The organism is Streptomyces sp. NPDC094032 (assembly GCF_040303965.1).
Classification (GTDB): domain Bacteria; phylum Actinomycetota; class Actinomycetes; order Streptomycetales; family Streptomycetaceae; genus Streptomyces.
This window is the reverse complement of the sequence record NZ_JBEOUE010000017.1, coordinates 139,662-165,016: the sequence shown is the minus strand read 5'-3', so window position 1 is coordinate 165,016 and position 25,355 is coordinate 139,662. Positions and strand designations below refer to the sequence as shown.

The 25,355-nt window shown below is 72.6% G+C and carries 22 protein-coding genes; 14 read left to right on the top strand and 8 right to left on the bottom strand.

Features of this window, described 5'->3' with window-relative positions; all coding sequences use genetic code 11:
* Window positions 1-18: 18 nt before the first annotated feature.
* From ABTZ54_RS23715 to ligD, 7 genes are all read right to left on the bottom strand, one after another.
* Window positions 19-1,497, bottom strand: coding sequence for a penicillin-binding transpeptidase domain-containing protein (locus ABTZ54_RS23715; RefSeq protein ID WP_351666520.1), 1,479 nt, complete (start codon window positions 1,495-1,497; stop codon window positions 19-21).
* Between the two features lie 24 nt (window positions 1,498-1,521).
* On the bottom strand, window positions 1,522-2,922 hold the full coding sequence (locus tag ABTZ54_RS23710) for an FtsW/RodA/SpoVE family cell cycle protein (RefSeq protein ID WP_351666519.1): 1,401 nt from the start codon (window positions 2,920-2,922) through the stop codon (window positions 1,522-1,524).
* 70 nt (window positions 2,923-2,992) lie between these two features.
* A complete protein-coding gene (locus ABTZ54_RS23705) occupies window positions 2,993-4,291 on the bottom strand; it encodes a histidine kinase dimerization/phospho-acceptor domain-containing protein (protein WP_351666518.1) in 1,299 nt (432 codons plus the stop codon).
* Complete coding sequence (locus ABTZ54_RS23700; protein WP_351666538.1) at window positions 4,288-5,064, bottom strand: hypothetical protein; 777 nt, start codon at window positions 5,062-5,064, stop codon at window positions 4,288-4,290. Before ABTZ54_RS23700 ends, ABTZ54_RS23705 begins: the two co-directional genes overlap by 4 nt.
* A gap of 197 nt (window positions 5,065-5,261) precedes the next feature.
* Window positions 5,262-7,352, bottom strand: a complete 2,091-nt coding sequence (locus ABTZ54_RS23695) for a PBS lyase (RefSeq protein WP_351666516.1) — start codon at window positions 7,350-7,352, stop codon at window positions 5,262-5,264.
* 340 nt (window positions 7,353-7,692) lie between these two features.
* Entirely contained in the window at window positions 7,693-8,655 is a 963-nt protein-coding gene (locus ABTZ54_RS23690; protein WP_351666514.1) for an ATP-dependent DNA ligase, read from the bottom strand.
* Window positions 8,652-9,536, bottom strand: a complete 885-nt coding sequence (ligD, locus tag ABTZ54_RS23685; RefSeq protein WP_351666512.1) for a non-homologous end-joining DNA ligase — start codon at window positions 9,534-9,536, stop codon at window positions 8,652-8,654. The genes ABTZ54_RS23690 and ligD overlap by 4 nt, the downstream gene beginning before the upstream one ends.
* Window positions 9,537-9,621: 85 nt before the next feature.
* Here ligD and ku point away from each other — a divergent pair, with 85 nt between their 5' ends.
* The 12 genes from ku to ABTZ54_RS23625 all read left to right on the top strand — a co-directional run bounded on the left by ku (window position 9,622) and on the right by ABTZ54_RS23625 (window position 23,276).
* On the top strand, window positions 9,622-10,710 hold the full coding sequence (gene ku, locus ABTZ54_RS23680) for a non-homologous end joining protein Ku (RefSeq protein ID WP_351666510.1): 1,089 nt from the start codon (window positions 9,622-9,624) through the stop codon (window positions 10,708-10,710).
* 416 nt (window positions 10,711-11,126) lie between these two features.
* Window positions 11,127-11,861 (top strand): response regulator transcription factor, encoded by a 735-nt coding sequence (locus ABTZ54_RS23675; RefSeq protein WP_351666508.1) that lies wholly within the window; start codon window positions 11,127-11,129, stop codon window positions 11,859-11,861.
* Window positions 11,862-11,905: 44 nt separating this feature from the next.
* The gene (locus tag ABTZ54_RS23670) at window positions 11,906-12,778 is read left to right on the top strand and encodes a hypothetical protein (RefSeq protein ID WP_351666506.1); all 873 of its coding nucleotides are present in this window, start codon (window positions 11,906-11,908) and stop codon (window positions 12,776-12,778) included.
* A gap of 133 nt (window positions 12,779-12,911) precedes the next feature.
* On the top strand, window positions 12,912-13,589 hold the full coding sequence (locus ABTZ54_RS23665; RefSeq protein ID WP_351666504.1) for a 4'-phosphopantetheinyl transferase family protein: 678 nt from the start codon (window positions 12,912-12,914) through the stop codon (window positions 13,587-13,589).
* 286 nt (window positions 13,590-13,875) lie between these two features.
* The gene (locus tag ABTZ54_RS23660; protein WP_351666502.1) at window positions 13,876-16,638 is read left to right on the top strand and encodes an AMP-binding protein; all 2,763 of its coding nucleotides are present in this window, start codon (window positions 13,876-13,878) and stop codon (window positions 16,636-16,638) included.
* Between the two features lie 25 nt (window positions 16,639-16,663).
* A complete protein-coding gene (locus tag ABTZ54_RS23655) occupies window positions 16,664-17,590 on the top strand; it encodes an NAD-dependent epimerase/dehydratase family protein (protein WP_351666500.1) in 927 nt (308 codons plus the stop codon).
* Between the two features lie 12 nt (window positions 17,591-17,602).
* Window positions 17,603-18,007, top strand: coding sequence for a nuclear transport factor 2 family protein (locus ABTZ54_RS23650; protein WP_351666498.1), 405 nt, complete (start codon window positions 17,603-17,605; stop codon window positions 18,005-18,007).
* A 15-nt stretch (window positions 18,008-18,022) separates the two neighbouring features.
* Entirely contained in the window at window positions 18,023-19,072 is a 1,050-nt protein-coding gene (pheA, locus tag ABTZ54_RS23645) for a prephenate dehydratase (RefSeq protein WP_351666496.1), read from the top strand.
* Window positions 19,073-19,136: 64 nt separating this feature from the next.
* Window positions 19,137-19,820, top strand: a complete 684-nt coding sequence (locus tag ABTZ54_RS23640; protein ID WP_351666494.1) for an FMN-dependent NADH-azoreductase — start codon at window positions 19,137-19,139, stop codon at window positions 19,818-19,820.
* Between the two features lie 49 nt (window positions 19,821-19,869).
* Window positions 19,870-21,249 (top strand): class II 3-deoxy-7-phosphoheptulonate synthase, encoded by a 1,380-nt coding sequence (locus ABTZ54_RS23635; protein WP_351666492.1) that lies wholly within the window; start codon window positions 19,870-19,872, stop codon window positions 21,247-21,249.
* Complete coding sequence (locus ABTZ54_RS23630) at window positions 21,246-21,599, top strand: chorismate mutase (protein ID WP_351666490.1); 354 nt, start codon at window positions 21,246-21,248, stop codon at window positions 21,597-21,599. The genes ABTZ54_RS23635 and ABTZ54_RS23630 overlap by 4 nt, the downstream gene beginning before the upstream one ends.
* Before the next feature lie 219 nt (window positions 21,600-21,818).
* Window positions 21,819-23,276 carry a multicopper oxidase domain-containing protein gene (locus ABTZ54_RS23625; protein WP_351666488.1) on the top strand — a complete coding sequence of 486 codons (1,458 nt, stop codon included), beginning with the start codon at window positions 21,819-21,821 and terminating at the stop codon, window positions 23,274-23,276.
* An 18-nt stretch (window positions 23,277-23,294) separates the two neighbouring features.
* Here ABTZ54_RS23625 and ABTZ54_RS23620 read toward each other — a convergent pair whose 3' ends face one another.
* Window positions 23,295-23,660, bottom strand: a complete 366-nt coding sequence (locus ABTZ54_RS23620) for a winged helix-turn-helix transcriptional regulator (protein WP_351666486.1) — start codon at window positions 23,658-23,660, stop codon at window positions 23,295-23,297.
* A gap of 130 nt (window positions 23,661-23,790) precedes the next feature.
* Between ABTZ54_RS23620 and ABTZ54_RS23615 the strand changes: the two genes are divergently transcribed.
* The gene (locus ABTZ54_RS23615) at window positions 23,791-24,258 is read left to right on the top strand and encodes a luciferase domain-containing protein (RefSeq protein WP_351666484.1); all 468 of its coding nucleotides are present in this window, start codon (window positions 23,791-23,793) and stop codon (window positions 24,256-24,258) included.
* Between the two features lie 62 nt (window positions 24,259-24,320).
* Window positions 24,321-25,250, top strand: a complete 930-nt coding sequence (locus ABTZ54_RS23610) for an NADP-dependent oxidoreductase (RefSeq protein WP_351666482.1) — start codon at window positions 24,321-24,323, stop codon at window positions 25,248-25,250.
* The last annotated feature ends 105 nt before the right edge of the window (window positions 25,251-25,355 follow it).

The window sequence follows — 25,355 nt, the reverse complement described above, 5'->3', positions numbered from 1 at the left end:
ATCTGCGTGGGCCCGTCCTTACCGCCCCCGCCCCTCCGCCTCCAGCCGCAGCGCCTCCTCCATGACCGCCTTCGCGATCGGTGCCGCGCTGCCGCCGCCGCTGATGTCGGTGCGGCTGGCCTCCGCGTCCTCGACGACGACGGCGACCGCGACGGCCGGCTGGGCCGAGTCGGTGGCCTGGGCCCAGGCGATGAACCAGGCGTACGGGGTGCCCGTGTTGCCCAGGCCGTGCTGGGCGGTGCCCGTCTTGCCGCCGACGCGGGCGCCGGGGATGGCCGCGTTGGTGCCGGTGCCCTCCTCCACCGCGCGGACCATCAGGTTCTGGAGCTGGTTCGCGGTCGAGGGGCGCATGGCCTGGCGGTAGCTGCGGCGGCCGGTGGTGTCGATGGTCGTGCCGCCGGAGGTGGTGGTGCGGTCCACCAGGTGCGGGTAGGCGATCTCGCCGTTGTTGGCCACCGCCGCCGCGACCATCGCCATCTGGAGCGGGGTGGCGGTCGTGTCGAACTGGCCGATCGACGACAGGGCCAGCTGGTCGTCGCTCATGTCGGTGTCGAAGTTGGACTTGGCCACCCAGGACGGCACCTTCAGACCCGTGTCGTCGAAGCCGAACTTCCCCGCCGCCGTCACCATGTCCGTGAGCCCGACCTTCACCCCGAGACCCGCCATCACCGTGTTGCAGGACCACTGGATCGCGTACGCGAGGGAGGCGTCCGCGCAGCCCGTGGCCTCGTTCGGGAGGACCTGGCGGGTGCCGGGCAGGACGAAGGGGTCGGGGATGCCGGTGGGGGCGTCGACGTCGGTGACCACGCCCGCGTCGAGCGCCGCCGCCGCGGTGACGATCTTGAAGGTGGAGCCGGGCGGGTAGGTCTGGCGGATCGCGCGGTTCAGCATCGGCTGGTCGGGCGAGGTGTTGAGCCGCTTCCAAGAGTCGGCGACGGCCGGGCCCGTGCCGGACAGGACCCCGGGGTCGTACGAGGGGGAGGAGACCAGCGCGAGGATCCGCCCGCTGGCCGGCTCGATCGCCGCGACCGCGCCCCGCTTGCCGTCCAGGCCTCGGTACGCCGCCTCCTGCATCCGCGCCCGGATGGTGGTGACGACGTCGCCGCCGGGCTGCCGGCCGCGGCTGACGTCGCTCCACAGCGGCAGCGGCGCGAGCATCGGGTCGGTGCCGGACAGGAGGGCGTCCTCGGCGTTCTCGATGAGCGTCGTGCCGTACGTCTGGGAGGCGTAGCCGGTCACCGGTGCGTACAACGGGCCCTGGGTGTACGTGCGTTCGTAGCGCAGCTGCTGGCCGCTGTCGCGGGTGCCGGTGACCGGGCGCCCGTCCACGGTGATCTCCCCGCGCGGCTCGCCCCAGCGGGTGATCGCGATCCGGCGGTTGGCCGGGTTGTCGTCGTACGCGTCGGCCTCGAACACCATGACCCGGGCCGCGTTGACGAGGAGGGCGACGAGGAGGACCAGGCAGAGGGCGGCGGCCCGGCGGATGTAGCGGATCACGTCTCTTCCTTCATGTCGCGTCTCTCACTTCGCGTCCTCCGCGATCGGGGCGATGACCCCGCTGTCCGCCATGTCGGGGCGGGGCGCCCGGGCCGAGTCGGAGACCCGGACCAGGAGGGCCACGATGATCCAGTTGGTGACGACCGAGGAGCCGCCCTGGGCGAGGAACGGCATCGCCATGCCGGTGAGCGGGATCAGGCCCATCACCCCGCCCGCGATGACGAAGACCTGGAGGGCCAGGATCGACGCGAGGCCGATGGCGAGCAGCCGGCCGAAGGGGTCGCGCAGGGCGAGCCCGGCGCGGTAGCCGCGGGCGACGAGCAGGGCGTACAGCAGGAAGAGGGCGGTCAGGCCGACCAGGCCGAGCTCCTCGCCGGCGGTGGCGAGGATGAAGTCGGACTTGGCGGCGAAGCCGATCAGGATCGAGTGGCCGAGGCCGAGTCCGGCGCCGAGCATGCCGCCGGCGGCGAAGGCGAAGAGCGACTGGGCGAGCTGCCCGGGCCCCTCGCCGGCCCGGATGGAGGCGAAGGGGTCGAGCCAGTCCTGCACCCGGCTGTGCACATGCGGTTCGAGCGAGCCGACCAGGAAGGCGCCGGCCGCGGCGAGGACGAGCCCGACGGCGATCCAGCCGGTGCGGCCGGTCGCCACGTACAGCATGATCACGAAGAGGCCGAAGAACAGCAGCGAGGTGCCCAGGTCGCGTTCCAGGACCAGGACGCCGACGCTGAGCAGCCAGATCGCGACGATCGGGCCGAGGACCCGGCCGGTGGGGAACTGGAACCGCCAGATCCGGCGGCCGGTGTAGGCGAGCGCGTTGCGGTTGGCGGCGAGGTACGCGGCGAAGAAGACCGCGAGCAGGATCTTGGCGAACTCCCCGGGCTGGAAGGAGAGTCCGCCGATCCGGATCCAGATCTTGGCCCCGTTCACCGCCGGGAAGAAGATCGGCAGGATCATCAGGACCAGGGCCGTGGCCACCGAGAGGTACGCGTACCGCTGGAGCGTCCGGTGGTCGCGCAGCAGCAGCACCACCACGATGAACAGGCCGACGCCGAGGGTCGACCAGACCAGTTGGGTGGGGGCGGCGCGGTCGCCGGGCGTCTCCAGGTCGAGCCGGTAGATGAGGACCAGGCCGAGCCCGTTGAGCAGGACGGCGATCGGCAGCAGCAGCGGGTCGGCGTACGGGGCGCGCCAGCGGACCGCGAGATGCGCGAGGAGCGCGAGCAGTCCGAGCCCGGCGCCGTAACGGGCGGCGTCCGGCGGCACGGCGCCGTTGCGGGCCAGGCCGACCTCGGCGTAGCCGTAGACGCAGATGAGGACGGCGCAGACGAGGAGGGAGAGTTCCACGCCGCGGCGCTTGGGGATGCGCAGTCCCGGCGGGGGCGCGTCCCGGGCGTCCTTCGGATCCGTCGGCGGCGGTGGGGTCATGGTCCGCAACGTAGCAAGCAGTAAGCCTTATGTCCCTTTTGTGTGACGGTGTGCCGTGAGTCGGCTGCCGTCAGCGCCCGGGGTCGGCGGGAGGCGCCGCGCCGTCCTCGTCGCCGTCGGTGAGGCGCACGTACTCCGGGAGCGACAGCCGGGCGACCGCCCCGCCGTCCGGCGCGTTGGCGAAGACCAGTTCCGCGCCGATCACCTCCGCCTGGCCCACCGCGATCGTCAGGCCCAGCCCATGGCCCTTGCCGCCGCTCTCCGTACGGAACCGCTGCGGGCCCGAGGCCGGCAGATACTCCGGGTATCCGGCGCCGTGGTCCCGCACCGTCACCACCGGGCCGTCCACGCTCAGCACCACCGGCGGCAGCCCGTGCCGGTGCGCGTTGGAGACCAGGTTGCCGAGCACCCGCTCCAGGCGCCGCTTGTCCGTCTCCACCGTCGCGTCCCGCGCGATCCGCACCTCGGTCGGGGTGCCGGAGGCGCGCACCACCCGCTCGGCGAGCGGGCCGAGGTCGTGGACGGCGAGGTCGACGGTCTCGGTGCCCGCGTCGAGCCGGGAGATCTCCAGGAGGTCCTCGGTGAGTCCGCGCATCGCCCGCACCCGGTCCCGCACCAGCTCCGACGGCCGCCCCTCGGGCAGCAGTTCGGCCGCGGCGGACAGGCCGGTCAGCGGGGTGCGCAGCTCGTGCGCCACGTCCGCGGTGAAGCGCTGCTCGGTCTGCAGCTTGCGCTGGAGCGAGGAGGCCATCGTGTCGAGGGCCCCGGAGACCGTGGCCACCTCGTCCTGGGGGCGCGAAGGGTCCCCGGTACGGGGGTCGTTGACGCGCGCGTCGAGGTCGCCGGCGCTGATCCGCCGGGCCACCTGCGCCGTCAGGTGCAGCCGCCGGGTGATCCGGGTGACCGCGAACGCGCCGACGAGCAGGGTGACCCCGATGGCGAGCACCGAGGAGCCGAGGATCGAGCGGTCCAGGCCCTCGATGGTGGCCGCGCCGGTCGAGTAGTCGACCCGGACGGCCAGCGCCCTGCCGTCCGCCGGGCCCGCCGCCCACATCGTCGGGCGGCCCTTGTACTCGGTGACCATCGTGCCCCGGTCGCCGCGCAGCGCGAGCGCCCGCAGTGAGCCGGGCAGCCCCTCCGGGTCGACCCCGGCGAAGCGCGGGAGCGGCTCGCCCGACTCGTACAGTCTGCTGACCTCGCCGAGCCGGCCGAGCGCCTTGTCGCGGGAGTCCTTCACCGTCTGGCCGGCCACCGACACATGGACGAGCACGCCGAGCAGCGCGGCCAGCGCGCAGCACATCACCGTGATGAAGACGGCGGCCTTCCAGGTGAGGGTCGCGGTCCAGGCGGGCAGCCGGGGGCGCCTCACGGGATCACCTCGGGCTGCGCCGCCTCGGGCGAGGTCACCTCGGGCCGTCCGCCCCCGGGCGCGGCGGGCGCCGGCGTGGCCCTGGGCGGGGTGGCGCTGGGGCTGACGAACGCGGGCGCGGGGACCACGGAGGTCCCGGCGCCGCGCGGCTTGACCCGGACGATCTCGTCCCGCGCGGGCAGCATCGTGCGCTGCTGCTCGTCCCAGGACCAGGCGGTCCGGTACTCGTAGCCCGGGATGCCCGCCGAGCTGGCCCGCATGATCAGGTCCCGGCCGGCCAGCTCGATGCTGACCACCTGGTCGACGGTGGACATGATCCGGGTCAGCCCGCCGTTCTCGGCGAGGTAGACCCGCACGCCGAGCTGCTGGTCGGGCATCCGGATGCCCACGATCAGCTCGTCGCGGCCGTTGCCGGTGAGGTCGCGGTAGTACGGGGTGAGCACCGGGCAGTTCTTGCGGTCGGTGGTGCACGCCCCGATCGCCTTGGCGGTCCGCTCGTACAGCCCGTCCGCGCCGCTGCGGGCGTCGCCGTGGGCGCGGACCTCGGCCTGGACGACGCTCACCGCGTCGACGGAGTGGACGTCGTTGTCGGGGACCTCGATGCCCGGGACCCGCTGGGTGTCGGACTCGCCGTAGTCGATCGGCGGATCGGTGGCGGGCGGCAGGTCGGGCCAGAGCCGCACGGGCCCCACGGCGGTGGGGGTCGGGCCCGCGCTCCGCAGACCGCCCTGGTTGCCGCAGCCGGCCAGCGCGAGCGCGCCGAACAGCGCCATGGCCGGGACGGCCACGGCGCCGATGAGCTGTACCGCGCGCGCTCTCACTCCAGTCCTTCGCTCTACTTCACCAGGTCGGCGAAGGGGATGATGTCATCGGCCCTGGGGCCGTCCCTTCCCGTAGACCTTATTCGTAGGGAAGTCCTTTTTGTCTACCCGGCCCTCTCCCGAGGAGGCACCACCCACGGCGCCCCCCGTCACATCCGGTGCCGCTCCATCCGGGCCAGCGCCGCCCGGCACAGGGTGAGCAGCTTCTCGTCGTCGTGCACGTCGTGCGAGCCCGCCCCGTCCTCGCGCGCGTTGTGGCGGTGTCTTCGGGCCAGCTCGGTACGGATCGCGAACTCCGCCTCCGCCGCCGCCGGGCCCATCTCCGCCAGGCACTCGGCCACCGTCACCCGCGTGTGCCGGTTCTCCTCCCAGGCCGCGAGCAGCACCGGAAGCACCGTCGCCGCGTCCCCCGACACCCGCCACAGGGCCGCCGCCGAACGCACCCGCACCCACAGGTCCCGCGCCCCGAGCCCGGCCCGCAGCGCCGGGGCCGCAGAGGCCGCCGCCGGGCCGATCGCGCCCAGCGCCCGCGCCGCCGCGCACCACTCGGCGCCCGAGGTGCCCGGCCGCAGCCAGCGGTCCAGGGCGTCCACCGCCTCCGCCGGCGAACCGTCAAGGGCCCACACCGCCTGCGCCGCCATCGAGGACACCGCCGCCGACTCGGAGCCGAGCAGCGCCCGCGCGTCCTCCAGCGCCTCCCGGGCCGAGGGCCCGAACGCCGCCAGGGTCCGCAGACACGCCTCCCGCACCCAGTCCCGCCGGTTCGGCGGCGCCCCGCGCAGCACCCGCAGCACCTCCGGCAGCGCCTGCACGCCCCGGACCGCGCCCAGCGCGCACAGCAGCGGCGCCGCCCGGTCGTACAGGAGCTCGTCCAGCTCCACCTCGGCCAGCCTGCGCCGCAGCGCCGGGGCGAGCGGCAGCGCCGCCGGGCCCAGCGTCTTCACGGCGTACAGCAGCTCGCGCCGCACCTCGCCCTCCTCCAGGGCACGGGCGAGCAGCGGGATCGCCCGCGCGTCCCCGCACCGGGCCAGGGCGAGCAGCGCCCCGCCCCGCCCGGCCCGCGCCCCCGGACCCGGCAGGCCCAGCGGCCCCTGCGGGGCGGCGGCGAGCCGGGCCGCCAGCGCGTCCGTCGACGGGCTCGCCAGCTCGAAGAGGCGCTCCAGGAAGGAGGTGGCGGCCTCCCGCAGCCGGGGCTCGGGATCGCTCAGCTGCGCGCCGACGAGCCGGACCACCTCCTCGTACCGCCCGCGCCACACCCGTATCAAGGCGCCACACAGCCAGATCGCGTCCGAGCGCTGCCCCCAGTCGGGGCTGCGGAGCTGCGCCAGGATCAGCGCGATGCGGTCGTCCACCCGGTCGTCGAGGGCCGTGTGCAGGGTGCGGAGCAGCTCCTCGGTCCACGGCGTGGGGCGGCCCGCCGAGTGCTCCTCCAGGAGCTCGCGGACCTGCCCGATGAGGGTCGGGGTGGCCGCCCGAGGGGTCTCCCCGGACGGCTCGCGCGGCACGGTGCGCACCTCTTCGAGCAGCACGGTGACCCGCTCCACCACGTCGTCCGGGATCTCGGCGGGCGCGACCCGGGCCAGCTGGGCGAGGGCGGCGAGCCGCAGCCCCGGCGCCTGGGCCGCGCGCGACAGCCAGGCCAGCCAGTCGGCGGTCTCGGGCCGCAGCGACTCGTGCCGCAGCGCGAGCCGGCCCACGGCGGCGACCAGGGCGAGCCGCACCTCGGTGTCCCGCTCGACGGTGAGCCGCTCCCGCAGCAGCCCGAGCACCCGCACCGGGTCGGGGTGCAGCGAGGCGAGCGCGCACGGGGCCGCGAGCCGCACCTCGGGGTCGGGGTCGCCGACCAGACCGAGGAAGACGTCGGCACCGGCGGCGATGGCGGCGGCGGCCATCGCGAAGTTCGCCGCCGGTATGAACTCCTCGTCGTCCGTGTCGAGTTCGGCCAGCTCCTCGTCGTCGCCGAGGTCGATGCCGCCGATGCTGGTCAGCAGCTCCACGATGCAGCCCCGGTCCTGGACCTCGGGGTCGGCGACGAGTTCGAGGAGGAAGGGGATGCAGGCGAGCGTCGAGTCGTACACGTCGCCCTGGTGGTGCACCGCCCCGTACATGCCGTCGAGCGCGTTCTCCCGCTCGGCGGGATCGGCGGAGGCGAGGCCGCGCAGGAGCTCCGGAACATCGTCCGCCGGGCCGTACGCATGCCCCAGCGAGGCCCAGTCGACCTCCTCGATCCCCGTCAGCATGCCAGGCCGCCTTCCCCGTGAGCGCTGTACCAGGCAGCAAGTGTGCACCAACGTGCCGAGAACGAGGGCCCGCCTGCCGGACGCTCTCGGCGAACCCCGCCGCGGCCGCTCTCTTTGCGCCACCCGGTGCTCCGCCCGTCGCCCCGCCGGAGCCACCCGGGACCCCTCCCGGACCCCCTCAGGACCCTCACCGGACCCCCGCACCCGGTCCATACCAGTCGCGGGGGACGGCCGACCGGCCCGGTTCCGCACCGGGTGGGCCGTCGGGCGGCCGCGGCGGCGTTGCGTGAGTTTGTCCTGAACGGAGCGCAGGGGGAGGGGGACGGGGCAGGAGGGAGATTCAGCCAGCGGGCCCGTCGGTGGCTTGACCGCCGCCGGTGGGAGTGTCGGTACCGGTGCCGTCGTGGCCTCCGGCCTCCCGTACCCGGACGAAGCGCGCGGTGTCCTGGCGGCCCGCGGGCATCCGCAGCTCGACGGGCAGGTGGGCGGTGAGCGGGCGTACGGTCCCGTGCTCCGGGTCGGCCATCGGCCCCGCGAGGAGCCCCGCCGTCAGCTCGGCGACCTCGCGGGCCTGCGCCCCGGTCAGCCGCGGGCTGGTGCGCAGGGTGCGCCCGTCGGGCAGCCGGACAAGCACGGCGTGCGGGCGGTCGGGCGGGCCGAAGACGCCGACGAGGACGGCGTCCCGGGTGTCCGCGTACCGCACCTTGCGCCAGGACCAGCTGCCGCCCGGCCGGTACGCCGAGTTCCAGGCCTTCGCCACGATCCCCTCGACCCCCGCCTCCCGCAGCGTCCCGAACCACTCCCGCGCGGTGTCCTCGTCCTCCGTGGCGAGCACCCGCTGGAGCGGCGGGCCGGTCCCGGCGAGGGCCGCGCCGAGCAGCTCCCAGCGCTCCCGCAGCGGCCGGGCCCGCAGATCGTGGCCGGGCAGGGCGAGCAGATCGAAGGCGATGTACGAGACGGGGACGCCGGCCCGCTCGCGCTCCCGGTGCGAGCGGAGCAGGTCGGTGAAGCTCAGCCGCCCCTCGCGGTACGCGCAGAGCTCGCCGTCCAGGACGATCCCCGGCGGCAGCCGCTCGCCCAGGTACGCGGCGACGGCCGGGAACTCGGGGGAGAGGTCGCGGCGGGCCCGGGACTGGAGGAAGACCTGGCCCCCCTCCAGGACGAAGGCGAGGGCGCGGAAGCCGTCCAGCTTGAGGGAGTACTGGAGGCCGCCCGGGACACCGCCCTGCGCGGGGATCTCCTCGGCGGACCGGGGCCGCATCACGTCGAGGGGCGGGCGGAGCACTATGGCGTCGGCGTTCATGGGAGCGCTCCCGCCGCCGCCGGGTCGAGGAGCGGGGCGAGCAGCTCCCCGTACCGGTCGAGGCGCGGCGCGATGTCGTCCAGGAGCAGGACCAGCCGGTCCGGGGAGTCGCAGGCCTCGACCTCCGCCCAGGTGACCGGCGCCGAGACGGCGGGGAGCGGGCGGGCCCGCAGGGTGTAGGGGGTGGCGGTGGTCTTCGCCGCCGCGTTCTGGCTGTGGTCGACGAAGACCTTGCCCCGCCGCAGCGCCTTGGCCATGCGGTGGACGACCAGGCGGGGGAGTTCCGCCTCCGCGTCGACGGCGAGCCGGCGGGCGTACGCGGAGACCCGCTCGGACGGGGTCGGCTCCAGCGGGACGAGCAGGTGCAGGCCCTTGGCGCCGGAGGTCTTCGGGTACGCCGTGAGGCCGTCGGCCGCGAGACGTTCGCGCAGGTGGCGGGCGACCAGGCAGCACTCGACGACGCTCGCGGGCGGCCCCGGGTCGAGGTCGAGGACGAGCCGGTCGGCGACGGCCTGGGAGCCCGCCCGCCACTGCGGCGTGTGGAACTCGACGACCAGGTTGGCCGCCCACATCAGCGAGGCCAGGTCCTGGACCATCACCTGCCGGGCCCGGGGGTCCTCGGAGCGGGGGACGGGGGTGGTCTTCACCCAGGCGGGGGTGCCGGGCGGCGGGTTCTTGGTGAAGAAGAGCTGGCCCTCGGGGCCGTCCGGATAGCGCAGGAAGGAGACCGGGCGGTCGCGCAGATGCGGCAGGATCGCGGCCCCGACGGTGGCGTAGTAGTGCAGCAGCTCGCCCTTGGTGGTGCCGGTGACGGGGTGGAGGACCTTGTCCAGGTTGCTGAGCGCCAGCCGCCGCCCCTCCACCTCTGTGATGGGCGTCATACGATGAGAATCCCATGATTCCCGACTTATCGGGGCGATCGGGAACAAGGCGATCAGGAACAACCGGACCGAAAGGCGATGAACCGTGCGATCCATCTGGAACGGCGCCATATCCTTCGGCCTCGTCAGCATCCCGATCAAGCTGGTGAACGCCACCGAGAGCCGGTCGGTCTCCTTCCGCCAGATTCACACCGAGGACGGCGGCCGCGTCCGCTACCGCAAGGTGTGCGAGCTCGACGGGGAGGAGGTCTCCCCGGCGGAGATCGGCAAGGCGTACGAGGACGCCGACGGGTCCATGATCCCGATCACCGACGAGGATCTGGCCGCCCTGCCGCTCCCGACGGCGAAGACCATCGAGATCGTGGCCTTCGTCCCGGCGGGGGAGATCGACCCGCTCCAGATGGACGCCGCGTACTACCTCTCCGCGAACGGGGTGCCGGCCGCCAAGCCGTACACCCTGCTGCGCGAGGCGCTGAAGCGCAGCGACAAGGTCGCGGTGGCGAAGTACGCGCTGCGCGGGCGCGAGCGGCTCGGGATGCTGCGGGTCGTGGACGACGTGATCGCCATGCACGGGCTGCTCTGGCCGGACGAGATCCGCGCGCCCGAGGGGGTGGCGCCCGAGACCCCCGTCACGGTGCGCGAGGCCGAACTCGACCTGGCGGACGCCCTGATGGCCACGCTGGGCGAGGTCGACATCGCCGGACTGCACGACGACTACCGGGAGGCCGTGGAGGAGATGATCGCCGCGAAGGCCGAGGGCGGCGCGGGTCTGGCGCCCGCCGAGCCCGAGGCGGCCGGTGGCGGACAGGTCATCGACCTGATGGCGGCCCTGGAGAGCAGTGTCCGCGCGGCGAAGGAGGCGCGGGGTGAACCGGCCGCCACGGCCACGGAGGCGGTGGCCGAGGTGACCGAGCTCAAGCCGCGCGCGAAGCCGGTACGGGCGCCGGCCGCGCCGAAGGAGGCGGGCGCGAAGAAGTCCACGGCGCGGACGGCGAAGAAGACGGCGGCGCCGGCGGCGACCAAGAGCACGGCCCGGGGGGCGACCAAGAGCACCGCCAAGAGCACCGCCAAGAGCACCGCCAAGAGCACCGCCAAGAGCACCGCCAAGGGTGCGGCCGCCGTGAAGAAGGCGCAGCCCGCCAAGAAGGCGACCCCGCGCAAGCGGTCCGCGTGACCTTCGGGCATGGCCTGAAGTGACCCCAGACACACCCGGATCAGGGGCGCGGGTAAAGAATTCGCCATGATGCTCCGGCGGTGTCTCGATATGTGGTCGCGGGGGCGCGCGTACACCTCTGTGGGTAGCGCACACGCGTGTTCCTGACTGTTTTCGGTCGCGAAGCGGTGCGCCCGGGGCCGTCCCGACCTGCGGACGGTCAGGTCTCCCTACGGCGGGCGTGTCCGGATCGCTTCGGCCGCCACGGGCCGTACATGCGGCCCGTGTATCCTCGGGGATCAAAAAAGGTCCGGAAAATTTAACCGGAATTCAATGTTCCCCTTTACTTCGCAGACACAGCCCGTTTACGGCTCCGATCTTTGACAAAGCGAAGCGGTGGTTTTTAGACTCGTTGGACAACAGTCCAGGGGGAGACGATGAGTCAGCGTACGCAGGAAAAACCGAAACCTCTGATACCCGACGTTTATATCGACCGGGATTCCATCGGGTCCGACAGCTGGCGGATCCTCGTGGTGGAGAGCGAGCTCCGGTACGCGGAGTCGCTCGTGACGGGCCTGCGCCGGCACGGCCACCAGGTGTCCACGGTCGAGACCGGCGGCGCCGCGCTCCAGGTCTACACCTCGGCGGACCTGGTCCTGATCGATCTCGAACTGCCCGATCTCGACGGCCTTGAGGTCTGTCGGGCGATTCGCGCCGCAGGTGACACCCCGATCATCGCCGTCACCGCCCGCGGCTCCGAACTCGACCGGGTCCTCGGCCTCCAGGCGGGCGCCGACGACTACATGGTCAAACCGTACGGATTCCGCGAGCTCATGGCCCGCATGCAGGCCGTCATGCGCCGGTCGAGGCCCCGGCCGACGGTCGTGGACGTGATCGACCAGGGGCCGCTCCGTATTGACGCCGGAGCCCGTCAGGTCAGCCTCCACGGAAAGCAGATCGACGTCACCCGAAAAGAGTTCGACGTCCTTTATCTGCTCGCTTCGAATCCCGGAAACGTCGTCCCCCGCAAAAGGCTCATGCAGCAGATATGGGGAGATTCCTGGTCCCGTAGAACCGTGGACACGCACGTGAGCAGCCTCCGTAACAAGCTGGGCTGTCGGGACTGGATCGTCACCATTCGCGGTGTCGGATTCAAGCTCGGCAAAGTGTAATAGGCAGCGTCGGCGCACGGTTTCGGAACACGGAGAATCGGAAAATGGCTCACCCGGCGACGCACCTGCCCCCGCGGGCCGTGTGCGTGGGCGAGGACTGCAGGCGGAGCGCCGTCGACGGCGGCGGCAAACGACGGGTACGGCCGGACCTCCGGCTCTGCCCCCCATGTCTGGGCCGGCTGGTCGCGGCCCTCGAAGAACTTCCCGGCCTCTACGCCGAGTGCGAGCGGGTGCTCGGCGGCGCCGGTCCGGCGCGCGGCTCCGGCGAACGGCGCGGCACCGGCGGCAGACCCGCCGGGATCCCGCTCAACGGCGCGGCGGCCGAGGTGCGTTCGGCGATCGTCGCCACGCTCGGTTCCTGGAGCGGCCTCGTCGCCGACGAGCGCGGCTTCCCCGCGCCCCGGCGCACCCCCGCGCAACTGGCGGCCTTCCTGCTGCGCAGCGCGGAGTGGCTGGCCGCGCACCCCGCCGTCGCGGACGCCACCCGCGAGCTGGACCGGCTGGTCGGCGCCGCCCGGCGGGTGGCCCGCGAACCGGTGCGCCACCTCCCGGTCGGCCCCTGCGTGGAGCACGGCTGCCCGGGCCGGCTCGCGGTCGTCGGCGACACCCGGCGCATCCTGTGCGACGCGGACCCGGCCCACCAGTGGGCCGGCCACGAATGGACCCGGCTGCGCCGCGCCATGCCGGGCCAGCGGGTGCCCGAGCAGGGCACGGCGCCCGCGCCCGAGCCCGTCGAACGCTGGCTCACCGCACGGGACATCGCGGACCTGTGGGGCGCGCCCACCGGGACCGTGTACCGGCTCGCCAGCGAGCAGCGGTGGCGCAGACGGAACCGGTGCGGCCGCACGTACTACGCCGAGAGCGACGTCCACGGCAGCTTCAGCGGCCGCAGGCCGCGCACACCCGCGATGAAGTGAAGCCCGACCGCCCCCACCGCCCCACCACTCTCACCATCCCGACCACCCGACGCCCCGCCCCCGGCTCCCGTCCGGTCGGCGGGGTGTCGCCGTTCCCGCCCCCGAGCCCCGATCCCTGAGGAGACCCCGCCCGATGCAGGCCGAAGCCTGGTTCCTCGACGTGGACGCCGCCGTGTCCGCCGACGCCTTCGACATCACCGCCCTCGACGCCCACGAGCGGCAGCGTGCCGCCTCCTTCGTGCGGGCCTCCGACCGCGCGCTCTACACCGTCGCGCACCTCGCGCTGCGCACCCTGCTCGCGCGGCGGCTCGGGGAGCGGCCCGGAGAGCTGGTGTTCGGGCGGGAGCCTTGCCCCTGCTGCGGGGCCGCGCACGGGCGGCCGGTGCTCGCCGTGCCCGAACCGCCGCTGCACTTCTCCCTCTCGCACACCGAGGGCCTCGTCCTCGTCGCCCTCGCCCCCGTCCCGGTCGGCGCCGACGCCCAGCGGCGCCCCGCGCCCGAGAGCGTGCCCGGACTGCTGCCCGCGCTCCACCCCGGCGAACGCGCCGCAGTCGCGGACGGAGCCGACCCCGCGCTGCGGGCCGCCGCCTTCGGCCGGATCTGGGCGCGCAAGGAGGCGTACCTCAAGGGCCTCGGCACCGGCCTCGGCCGCGACACCACCCTGGACGACCTCGGCGCCGACCCGGCCGGCTGGACCGTCGACGACCTGCCTTGCGGCCCCCGCCACCACGCCGCCGTCGCCCTGCGCGCGCCCCGCGCCGACACCCGGCCCCCGGTGGCGTACCACGTGCCGTCCCTGACCCGCCTCTGAGAGAACCCGCGTACTCCGACCGGGATTTGAGAAACCCGACAGAGCTCTGACACAAGCCCCATTGAACGCCGCCGCCCGTCCGAAGAAGCTGGACGCGAAGGTCGGTGCGCTGTCTCCATAGCGCGGCCCGCCCGGCCGGATCCACCGTTCCCGGCCGCCCCCACGCCGTCTCCGCCGCCGTCGTGCTGCCCATCCCGCAGCCGGCGGCGGCCGTGTTCCGGCACCCGTCGCGCGCCCCCACGGGGCCACCGCACCACCCACCGCACACCAGAGAGAGGACATCGCCATGACCGTGGCCATCCCATCGACCCGGACCGTCGCGGACCTGCTGCTCCAGGCCGCCGAGGCGCACCCCGGCTCCGGCGTCCTCTACCACGAGGGCGACGCCGCCGCCGCGCCCGCGCACCTCCAGCCGTACCCGGAGCTGGTGCGCGAGGCCCGCCGGGTCCTCACCGGCCTGCGCGCCCGCGGGCTCGCTCCGCAGGACAAGGTCGTCCTGCTCCTGGAGCGCCCGCAGGAGTTCCTCACCGCCTTCTGGGCCTGCCTCCTCGGCGGTTACGTACCGGTGCCGATGGCCCCGCTCGGCGGCGACCCGGAGCGCTGGGCCGCCCAGCTCGGGCACGTGCACACCCTGCTCGACGGACCGCTGGTCGTCACCAACGACAGCCTGGCCGCCGAGCTGCCCCGCGTCGACGGCCTCTCCGTCACCGCCCTCGACACGCTGTACGGCGCCGAGCCGGCCGACCTGTCGCACGAGGCGGCCCCCGAGGACACCGCGCTGCTCGTCCTCACCTCCGGCTCCACCGGCAACTCCAAGGCCGTCCGCCTCACCCATGCCAACCTGATCGCCTCCATGGCGGGCAAGAACACCGCCCACCACATCGGCGCCGACGACATCTCGCTCAACTGGGTCTCCTTCGACCATGTCGCCGCGCTCCTGGAGTGCCACCTGCTGCCGCTGTCCGTCGGCGCCACCCAGCTGCACGTCGAGGCCACCGTCGTCCTCGGCGAGCCGCTGGACTTCCTGCGGCTGATCTCCCGCTACGGCGTCACCATGACCTTCACCCCGAACTTCCTGCTCGGGCTGCTCAACGCCTCGGCCGACCGGCTCGACGAGCACGGCCCGGTCGACCTGTCGACGCTGCGGCACATCATCAGCGGCGGCGAGGCCGTCGTCCGCACCACCGGCGAGGCCTTCCTGGCCCACTTCGCCCCGTACGGCCTCAAGGGCGACAGCCTCTGGCCCGCGTTCGGCATGACGGAGACCTGCGCCGGGTCCATCTACTCCCGCGAGTTCCCCGCCTCCGACCAGGGGCAGGAGTTCGCCAACCTCGGGCGCCCCGTCGACGGCCTGCGCATCCGCGTCGCCGACGAGGGGGACCGGCCACTGGGGGAGGGGCAGACCGGCGAGCTCCAGCTCATCGGCCCGATGATCACGCCCGGCTACCACAACAACGAGCAGGCCACGAAGGACGCCTTCACGGCCGACGGCTGGTTCCGCAGCGGTGACCTGGGCCGGATCGACGACGGGCGGCTCACCCTCGTCGGCCGCAGCAAGGACAGCATCATCGTCAACGGCGTCAACTACTTCAGCCACGACATCGAGACCCTGCTCCAGGAGCTCGACGACGTCGCCCGCTCCTACGTCGCCGCCTTCCCCACCCGCGCCCCCGGCTCCGACACCGAGCAGCTCGTCGTCGCCTTCCACCCCGAGGTCGAGGACGGCGACGAACTCGCCCTCTACCGGGTCCTGTCGGCGGTCCGCGCCAGCGTCGTCATGCACTGGGGCTTCCGCCCCTCGCTGATCCTCCCGCTGCCGAAGGAGGCCTTCCCAAAGACCAGCCTCGGCAAGATCCAGCGCCCGCTCATGCGCAAGCGGCTCGAAGCCGGGGCGTACGCGGAGACCGCCGACGCCGTCGCCGACCTGATCCTGCGCCGCCTCGGCGGCTACACCGCGCCCGAGGGCGAGACCGAGACGGTCCTCGCCGGGATCTACGCGGAGATGTTCGACACCGACCCCGCCAAGCTGAGCGCCACCGCCAACTTCTTCGACCTCGGCGGCACCTCGCTCGACATCCTGCGGCTGCGCAGCCTGGTCGCCCGCCGCCTCGGCGCCAACGACCTCCAGATCATCACCGTCCTGATGGCCCCGACCGTGCGCGCGCTTGCCGCCCGGCTCGCCGAGGACGCGGCCGGCGGCGCGGCGGAACGCCCGTACGACCCGATCGTGCCGATGCAGGTCGTCGGCGACAAGACGCCGCTGTTCTGCGTCCACCCCGGCGTCGGCGAGGTCCTCGTCTTCGTCAACCTCGCCAAGTACTTCGTCGGCGACCGGCCGTTCTACGCCCTGCGCGCCCGCGGCTTCAACCCCGGCGAGAAGCCCTTCGGCAGCTTCGAGGAGATGGTGAGCACGTACGTGGCCGCCATCCGCGAGAAGCAGCCGCACGGCCCCTACGCGGTGGCCGGCTACTCGTACGGCGGCGCCGTCGCCTTCGAGATCGCCAAGGTCCTGGAGGCCGAGGGCGAGCGGGTCGACTTCATCGGCTCCTTCAACCTGCCCCCGCACATCAAGTACCGCATGGACGAACTCGACTTCGTCGAGACCGCCGCCAACCTGGCCTTCTTCCTCGCCCTCATCGACAAGAAGCAGTCGCTGGAGCTGCCGAAGCAGCTGAAGCACCTGACGAAGGAGGAGCAGCTGGCGTACTTCATCGAGCACGCGCCGCAGGCCCGCCTCGCCGAACTCGACCTGGACCTCGCCAAGTTCACCGCCTGGGCCGAACTCGCCGACGGCCTCACCGACCTGGGCCGCAGCTACGCGCCGTCCGGCCACGTCCGCGGCATGTCCGTGTTCTACGCGATACCGCTGCGCGGCACCAAGGAGGACTGGCTGAACAACGAGCTCAGCCGCTGGAAGGAGCACGCCGACGACGTCACCTTCATCGACGTCCCCGGCGAGCACTACACGCTCATGGGCCCGCAGCACGTGGCCGGCTTCCAGTCGATCCTCCGCAAGGAGCTCGACCGGGCGCTCGGCGACGGCAAGTAAGCACCACACGAAGGGGATTGCACACATGAACGGCAAGAAGATCCTGGTCACCGGCGGCACGGGCCAGGTGGCCGGACCGGTCGCCAAGGCGCTCGCCCAGGACAACGAGGTCTGGGCCCTCGGGCGCTTCGGCACCCCCGGCTCGGAGGACGCCCTGCGCGAGCACGGCATCACCACCTTCCGCTGGGACATGGACGACACGAGCGAGGACGCCCTCAAGGGCCTCCCCGAGGACTTCACCCATGTCATCCACTCCGCCGTGAACCGCGGCGAGGACGGCGACTTCAACCGCGCCATCGAGGTCAACACGGTGGCCGCCGGCCGCCTGATGACCCACTGCCGCACCGCCGAGGCGTTCCTGTACGTCTCCACCGGCGCCCTCTACAAGCGCCAGACGCTCGACCACGCCTACCGCGAGGACGACCCCGTCGACGGCGTCGCCGACTGGCTGCCCGCCTACCCGGTCGTCAAGATCGCCACGGAGGGCGCGGTCCGCGCGTACGCCGCGACCCTCGGCCTGCCCACCATCATCGCCCGCCTCAACATCGCGTACGGCCCCGGCGGTTACGGCGGCGTCCCGATGCTCTACTTCAAGCGGATGCTCGCCGGCGAGCCCATCCCGGTCCCGGTCGAGGGCCAGAACTGGTGCTCCCTGCTCTACACCGACGACCTCGTCGAGCAGGTCCCCCACCTGTGGAACGCGGCGACCGTGCCCGCCACCCTCACCAACTGGGGCGGCGACGAGTCCGTCGGCATCACCGACTGCGTCCGGCACCTGGAGGAGCTCACCGGCGTCCAGGCCAAGCTGGTGCCGAGCGAGGTCACCCGCGAGACCTACCAGTTCGACCCGACCCTGCGGAAGCGGCTCACCGGCCCCTGCAAGGTCGACTGGCGCGAGGGCATCCGCCGCACGGTCGAGTCCATGTATCCCGAGTACGCGAAGAAGGCCTGAGGCGGCACGCAGATGACCACGACCACCAGCAACCTGGACCTGATCCACGCGGCCTACGCCGCCTTCCGCGACCGTGACGTCGACGCGCTCGTCGCCACGATGGCCGAGGACATGGAGTGGATCCACCCCGAGGGCATGCACGCCTACGGCCTCGGCGGCACCAAGCACGGCCACGCGGGCGTCCGCTCCTTCCTGGCCCACGTCCCGACCGTCCTCGGCGGGATGCGGCTCCAGCCCCTGGAGTTCCTCGACCACGGCGACCGCGTCGTCGTCTTCGGCGTCCGTGACGTCACCTCCCGCACCGGCCACACCGAGACGCTGCAGTTCGTCCACTCCTGGACGTTCCGCGACGGCAAGGCCGTCCGCATGGAGGACATCTTCGACACGGTCGCGTTCCACCAGGTGATCGAGAGCTGACGGGCGCCCCCGGCCATGACATCCGCCACCGCGTACGCCTATCTGGGCCCCGAGGGCACCTTCACCGAGGCGGCGCTGCGCAGACTGCCCGCGTACGCCGCCCACGGCGAGGAGCCGCCCCGGCGCCCGTACCCCAGCGTCCCCGCGGCCCTGGACGCGGTCCGCGACGGCGACTGCGCGACGGCCGTGGTCCCGCTGGAGAACTCGGTGAAGGGCGTGGTGCCCGCCACCATGGACCAGCTGGCCGGGGCGGGTCTCTCCGGGCTGCACATCACCGGCGAGGTCGAACTCCCGGTGACCTTCGCCCTGATGGCCCCGGACGGCACGGACCTGGCGGACGTACGGGAGGTGTTCAGCCACCCGCACGCCCTCGCCCAGTGCGCCGGGTGGCTGGCCGAGCACTTGCCGGGCGCCCGGGCCGTACCCGCCGACTCCACGGCGGCCGCGGCCCACGGGGTGGCGGGCCGGCCGGGCGGCGGGGCGGCGGCCGTCGCCGCCCCGCCGGCCGCCGAGCGCTACGGCCTGCGGGTCCTGGCGACCGGCCTCGGCCGCCCCGGCGGAGCGGTCACCCGCTTCGTCGCGGTCTCCCAGGCCTGGTTCCCACCCGCCCGCACGGCCCGCGACCGCACCTCCCTGGTCGTCACCACCGACGACGGCGGCCCCGCCCGCCTGGCCGCGATCCTCGCCCTCTTCACCACCCGAGACATCGAGGTAAGCCGCATCCACGCCTGGCCCACCGGCGACCGCCTGGGCAGCTACCACTACTTCGTCGACGTGGACGGACATGTGGAGAACCCAGCGGTACGGGGCGCCTTGTCGACCCTCCCCACGGCGGGAGCCTCAGCCCGCTTCCTGGGCAGCTACCCGAGGTGGACCGGCCCCCGCCGTCCCGTGGTGGGCGATCGTCACGCCGCCCCGCCCCCCGCTGTGGGCCACCGCGCCGCCACCCCACCGCCCCCCGTTGTGGGCAATCGTTCCGCTGGGGCGGAACGGGTGGGCACAACGGAACGGCGCCCTCGCGGGCGCCTCCGCTCCGACCACCCCGCCACGAGCACCCGCACCTAGCAGGCTCCTCCCGCAGGTGCGGGGGGCTCGGGCCCGCCACCCCGAGGCCATCAGGAGGCCCCCCATGCCCCCCACCCTGCTCCACATAGACACCAGCCCCCGCCCCACCTCCACCACCCGCCGAGTAACCGCAGAATTCGCCGCCTCCTGGCGCGCCGCCAACGAGTCCGGCACCCACCTCCACCGAGACCTAGCCACCACCCCCGTACCCCACATAAACGCCGAACAGATCGCCGTAACCCAACGCATAGAGTCCACCGGCCTCCGAGACCTCGCCGAGGCAAGAGCCGCCGCCCGCACACCGGCAGAGCGCGAAACCTGGTCCACCACCTGGAAGCTCGTCGACGAACTGCTCGCCGCCGACACGATCGTCCTCGGCCTCCCCATGCACAACTTCTCGCTGCCCGCCACGTTCAAGGCCTGGCTGGACCGCGTCCTCATCCCGCCGCTCGTCGTCGACCCGGAGACCGGCACCGGCCCGCTGGCCGGCAAGCAGGTCGTGGTGGTCACGGCACGCGGCGGCGCGTACGGCCCGGGCACGCCCCGGCACGGATACGACTTCCAGGAGCCCTACCTCAGGGCCGCCCTCGGCATGGTCGCCCTCGCCGACGACCTGTCCTTCCTGCACGCCGAGCTCACGAAGTCCGCGTACGTGCCCCGGCTCGCGGGCTTCCAGCGGCTGGCCGCCGAGTCGCTGAAGGAGGCGCTGGAGGGCGCCCGCAAGCACGCCCAGCGCGTGCACCTCTGACGCAACGGTACGTACGCCGCCCTGCTCCCCCTCTCCGAGAGGTTCCGCCATGGAGACCCTGAAGCCCGAGACCCCCACATTCGAACTGATGAACACCTGGGCCGGCCTCCCCGCCGCCCAGCAGCCCGAGTACCCCGACCCCGCCGCCCTCCACCGCGTCGTCCGCGAACTCGCCACCGCGCCCCCGCTCGTCTTCTCCGGCGAGTGCGACCGCCTCAAGGACCGGCTGGCCGCCGTCGCGCGCGGGGAGGCCCTGCTCCTCCAGGGCGGCGACTGCGCCGAGACCTTCGACCGGGTCTCCGCGGAGACCGTGCACAGCAAGCTCAACACGCTCATGCAGATGTCCGCCGTCCTCACCTACGCGGCCGCGATGCCCGTCGTGAAGATCGGCCGCATCGCCGGCCAGTACGCCAAGCCCCGCTCCCAGCCCACCGAGACCCGCGACGGCCTCACCCTCCCCACCTACCGCGGCGACGCCGTCAACGGCCTGCCCTTCACGGCCGAGGCCCGCGTCCCCGACCCGGAACGCCTGCTGCGCATGTACCAGGCCTCCTCCAACACCCTCAATCTCGTACGGGCGTTCACCGCCGGCGGCTACGCGGCGCTCAGCCAGGTGCACGAGTGGAACCGCGACTTCATCGCGGGCTCGCCGCTGCGCGAGCAGTACGAGGCCATCGCCAACGGCATCGACCGCGCGCTGAAGTTCATGCACGCCACCGGCGCCAGCCCGCGCGCCTTCGACGACTCCGAGTTCTACGTCTCCCACGAGGGCCTGCTGCTCGACTACGAGGCCCCGCTCACCCGCCACGACCCCGACACCGGCCGGGTCTACGCCACCTCCGGGCACATGCTCTGGATCGGCGAGCGCACCCGCGACCTGGAGGGCGCCCACGTCGAGTACTTCTCCCGCGTCGCCAACCCGATCGGCGTGAAGCTGGGCCCCAGCACCACCGCGGACACGGCGCTGCGGCTCATCGACCGGCTCGACCCCGACCGGGAGCCGGGCAGGCTCACCTTCGTCGTACGGCTCGGCGTCGGCAAGGTCCACGACGTGCTGCCGGAGCTCGTCGAGAAGGTCACGGCCTCCGGCGCCCGCGTCGCCTGGGTCTGCGACCCGATGCACGGCAACACCATCGGCGCCCCCTCCGGCCACAAGACCCGGCACTTCGACGACATCCTCGGCGAGGTACGCGCCTTCTTCGAGGTCCACGGAGCGCTCGGCACCCACGCGGGCGGCATCCACGTCGAGCTGACCGGCGACGACGTCACCGAGTGCGTCGGCGGCGGCCACGACCTGGGCTTCCCCGACCTCTTCGACCGGTACGAGTCGGCCTGCGACCCGCGGCTCAACCGCAGCCAGTCGCTGGACCTGGCCTTCCTGGTGTCGGAGTTCCTGCACGCGGAGGAGACCGTGAAGGAGGACGCATGACCACCGCCCGCGCCGAGCTCGGCCGGATCCGCGACAGCATCGACAACATCGACGCCGCCGTGGTGCACCTGCTCGCCGAGCGCTTCACCCACACCCGCCGGGTCGGTGAGCTCAAGGCCCGGCACGGCCTGCCGCCCGCCGACCCCGGGCGCGAGGCCCGGCAGATCGCCCGGCTGCGCGACATCGCCGCCTCGGCCCGGCTGGATCCGGAGTTCGCCGAGAAGTTCCTCAACTTCGTCGTGGCGGAAGTCATCCGGCACCACGAATCGATCGCGCGATGCGCCGCGGAACATCGAATTCCGGCCGCGCGCGAAGAAGGCGTTCCCGCCCCCGCTCTAGCGGAATATTGACATTCGCTTGGCGAAACCCGACACAACATGCGCATGACCTGGGAAATCGCGCACACCCCTGAATCCCCATCCGTTGATCGAGGTTTCCGGCCACCGGAGAATTAAGGCCATGATCCGGCCCGCTCTCCTTTCTCCGTTTCTCCGTTTCTCCGTGGCCGGCCTCTCTCGTTCAGGACGGACACCCGGCGTCTTCTTTCCGGGATCACCATGGGGGATTTCGTGATCAGTCGCAGAAACATGCTCAAGGCGGGCGTCGCCACCGGCGCGGTCGGCGCCGCCGGCCTGCTGATTCCGGCCACGGGGGGCGCCGCCCAGGCGGCCGACCTCGACCCGGCGGGCATCCCCAAGTTCACCCAGCCCATGCCGCTCGCGCCGACCCTCGCCCCGTACTCCTCCACGGGCACCGCGGAGTACTACGCGATGACCATGAAGGAGGCGGACGTGGAGATCATCCCCGGCCGCCTCACCCGGGTCCGCACCTTCAACGGCAGCTTCCCGGGCCCCGTCATCCGCGCCAAGTCCGGCGTACGGGCGGTGGTGCAGCAGACCAACACCCTGCCGGTCGCCACCTCCGTCCACCTGCACGGCGCGCACGTCCCGCCGGACAGCGACGGCGGCCCGATGGACCTCATCGCGCCGGGCGGCGGCACCAAGACGTACACGTACCCCAATCAGCAGCCGCACGCGAACCTCTGGTTCCACGACCACGCGCACCACCAGGAGTCCGAGAACGTCTTCCTCGGCCTCAGCGGCACCTACCTGCTCACCGACGACGTCGAGCAGAGCAACATCCTGCCCAAGGGCGCGTACGACATACCCATCCAGCTGCGCGACGCCCGCTTCGACGACAAGGGCCAACTCGTCTACGCCATGGACGACTTCCTCAACCGGAACGTCATCCTCGCCAACGGCAAGGCCTGGCCGTACTTCGAGGTCGCCCGCAAGCTGTACCGCTTCCGCATCTTCAACACCGCGAACATGCGGTACTTCAAACTCAGCCTGACCGGCAACGCGCCCTTCACGCTGATCGGCACCGACGGCGGACTGCTGCCCAGGCCGCAGGAGGTCACCAGCGTGACGCTCTCGCCGGGCGAGCGCGCCGACATCATGATCGACTTCTACGAGTACCCGCTGGGCACCACGCTGGAGCTCAAGAACGCGCCCGACGCGATGCCCGGCGGCCCCGCCGACTCGATCACCAAGGTGATCCAGTTCCGCGTCACCGGCACGGGCAAGGAGTTCGGCACCATCCCGTACGACCTGCGCACCCTGCCGGCCCTCCCGCCGGCGACGGTGAACCGTTCCATCACGCTGAGCATGGACGAGAACGGCATGGCCTCGGACATGGGCTACATCAACGGCCTCGTCTACGACATGGACCGGATCGACACCCAGATCACCTACGGCACCACGGAGATCTGGACGGTCACCAACGCCAACACGATCATCCCGCACAACTTCCACATCCACCTGGTGCAGTTCAGGGTGCTGGAGCGCAACGGGGTGCCGGTGACCTCGGGTCCGGAGGTCGGACTCAAGGACACGGTGAACCTGAACCCGGGGGAGACGGTCAAGATCCAGGCCACGTTCACCGGTTACCGGGGCACGTACCTCTACCACTGCCACATCTTCGACCACGCGGCGATGGGGATGATGGCGAACATGAAGATCGTCTGACGGGTACGTGCCCCCGGCTCACTCGGAGTCGAACGTCCGCCGCGAGGTGCTGATGTACTCCCGATGCTGCTCGGACCACTTGATGAGCGAGCCCACCTCCGTGGACAGGGTGTGCCCGACCGGCGTCAGTTCGTAGTCGACCCGCGGCGGCGTGCTGGGCGTGACCGTCCTGATCACCAGGCCGTCGCGCTCCAGGCTGCGCAGGGTGAGCGTGAGCATGCGCTGGGAGATGCCGTCGATCGAGCGGCGGAGCTCCGAATAGCGCCGGGGGCCGTCCCCCAGGATCGCCATGATCAGAACGCTCCACTTGTCGCCGACCCGGTCCAGCACATCGCGCAGCTGACAGATGGCCAGACCCTCGCTGACCTGGTCAGGAACATTCATGTGCGTTGCGATCTTTGAAGTGCCGTCTTCTGTCACCCCTGCAGGATCGCCCAGAATTCTTGTGGAAACAAGAAGTAACCAACGCACTGTTTGTGCGTGCCTTTGCCGCACCCCGCACCGGAGGAAAACCATGGCCGTCGATCTGAGCGTTCTGCCCCCGCGCAAGGGGCCCCGTCCCGAGACGACCGGCCGGGAGATTCCGCACGACCAGCTCGAAGACTTCTCCCCGCCGGAGATCCGTGACGCCCTGCTGGCCCGCGCCAAGCAGCTGCCGGGCGTCTTCACCAGCCCGAGCCTGGTCTCCGAGCCCGGCTCGACGGCCCTGCGGCTGAAGCGGGGCAACCGGCCCTTCGAGGCCTTCCTGCACCCGTCGGTCGACGAGTTCGGGCACATCCACCGGTCCGGGTTCATGCACCTCACGGTGCCGGTCGAGGCCCTGCCGGCGCTCACCGAGCTCGGCTGGATCGAGCCGCACCCCATCACCCGGCGCGCGGAGTTCCCGAACAGCATCGTGATGCTCTACGCGCCCCGCGACGAGGACGAGCTGGAGGTCGCGGCCGTCGTGCTGCAGGCCTCGTACGAGCAGGCCGTGGCCTGACCCGTACCACCCATCGACATAGATACACCGTCAGTCAGTTCATCGGGAAAGAGGAAACACCCATGCGCGCAGTGACGATCGACGAGTTCGGTGCCGCCCCGACCGTCAACGAGGTGGCCAAGCCGGTCCCCGGCCCCGGCGAGATCCTGGTCAAGGTCAGCCACTCCTCCCTCAACGGCTTCGACGGCGCCGTGATCTACGGCTTCCTGAAGGACGTTCTCGAGCACAAGTTCCCGGTGACCCTCGGCAAGGACTTCGCCGGCACGGTCGAGGCCGTCGGCGAGGGCGTCGGCCGCACGGCGGGCGAGCGGGTCTTCGGCGTCGTGATGAAGCCGGTCGTCCAGGACGGCGCTCTCGCCGAGTACGTGGTGGTGGGCGAGGGCTACGGCATCGCCGCCGCCCCCGAGGGCCTGGACTCCGCCCAGGCGGGCGCGCTCGGCCTGGCCGGCTCGGCCGCCGTCGGCGTGATCGACGCGCTCGCCCCGCAGGCGGGCGAGACGGTGCTGGTCATCGGCGCGACCGGCGGCGTCGGCGCGTACGCGGTGCAGCTGGCCGCCAAGACCGGCGCGACGGTCATCGCCACCGCCAAGCCGGGCGCGGAGACCGAGTTCGTCAAGGGCCTCGGCGCCACCCACGTCGTCGACCACACCGGCGACCTGGCCGCCCAGATCCGCGCGCTCTCCCCGGGCGGCGTGCACGCGGCGGCCCACCTGGCCGGCGACCCGGTGGCCGCCGCCGCGCTGGTCGCCGCGGGCGGACGGCTCGCCTCGACCCTGGGCTTCGGCCCCGAGGCCGCCACCGAGCTGGACATCACCGTCACGTCCGTGATGGCCAACCCCGACCCGGCCACCCTGGACCGCCTCGCCGACGCGGTCGTCTCCGGCACCCTGACGGTCCCGATCGCCGAGACGTACGCACTGGACACGGTCGACCAGGGCTTCGCCGCCTTCGGCGCGGGCACGGTAGGCAAGATCGGCGTCTCGGTCGCCTGACACCCGCACCACGGGCGTGCGGGGCGGCAGGGGCCACGGCCCGAGCCGCCCCGCACGGCCGCGCGCCAGTCCGGGTCCCATGGCCCAGGCCGCCGCGCACGGCCG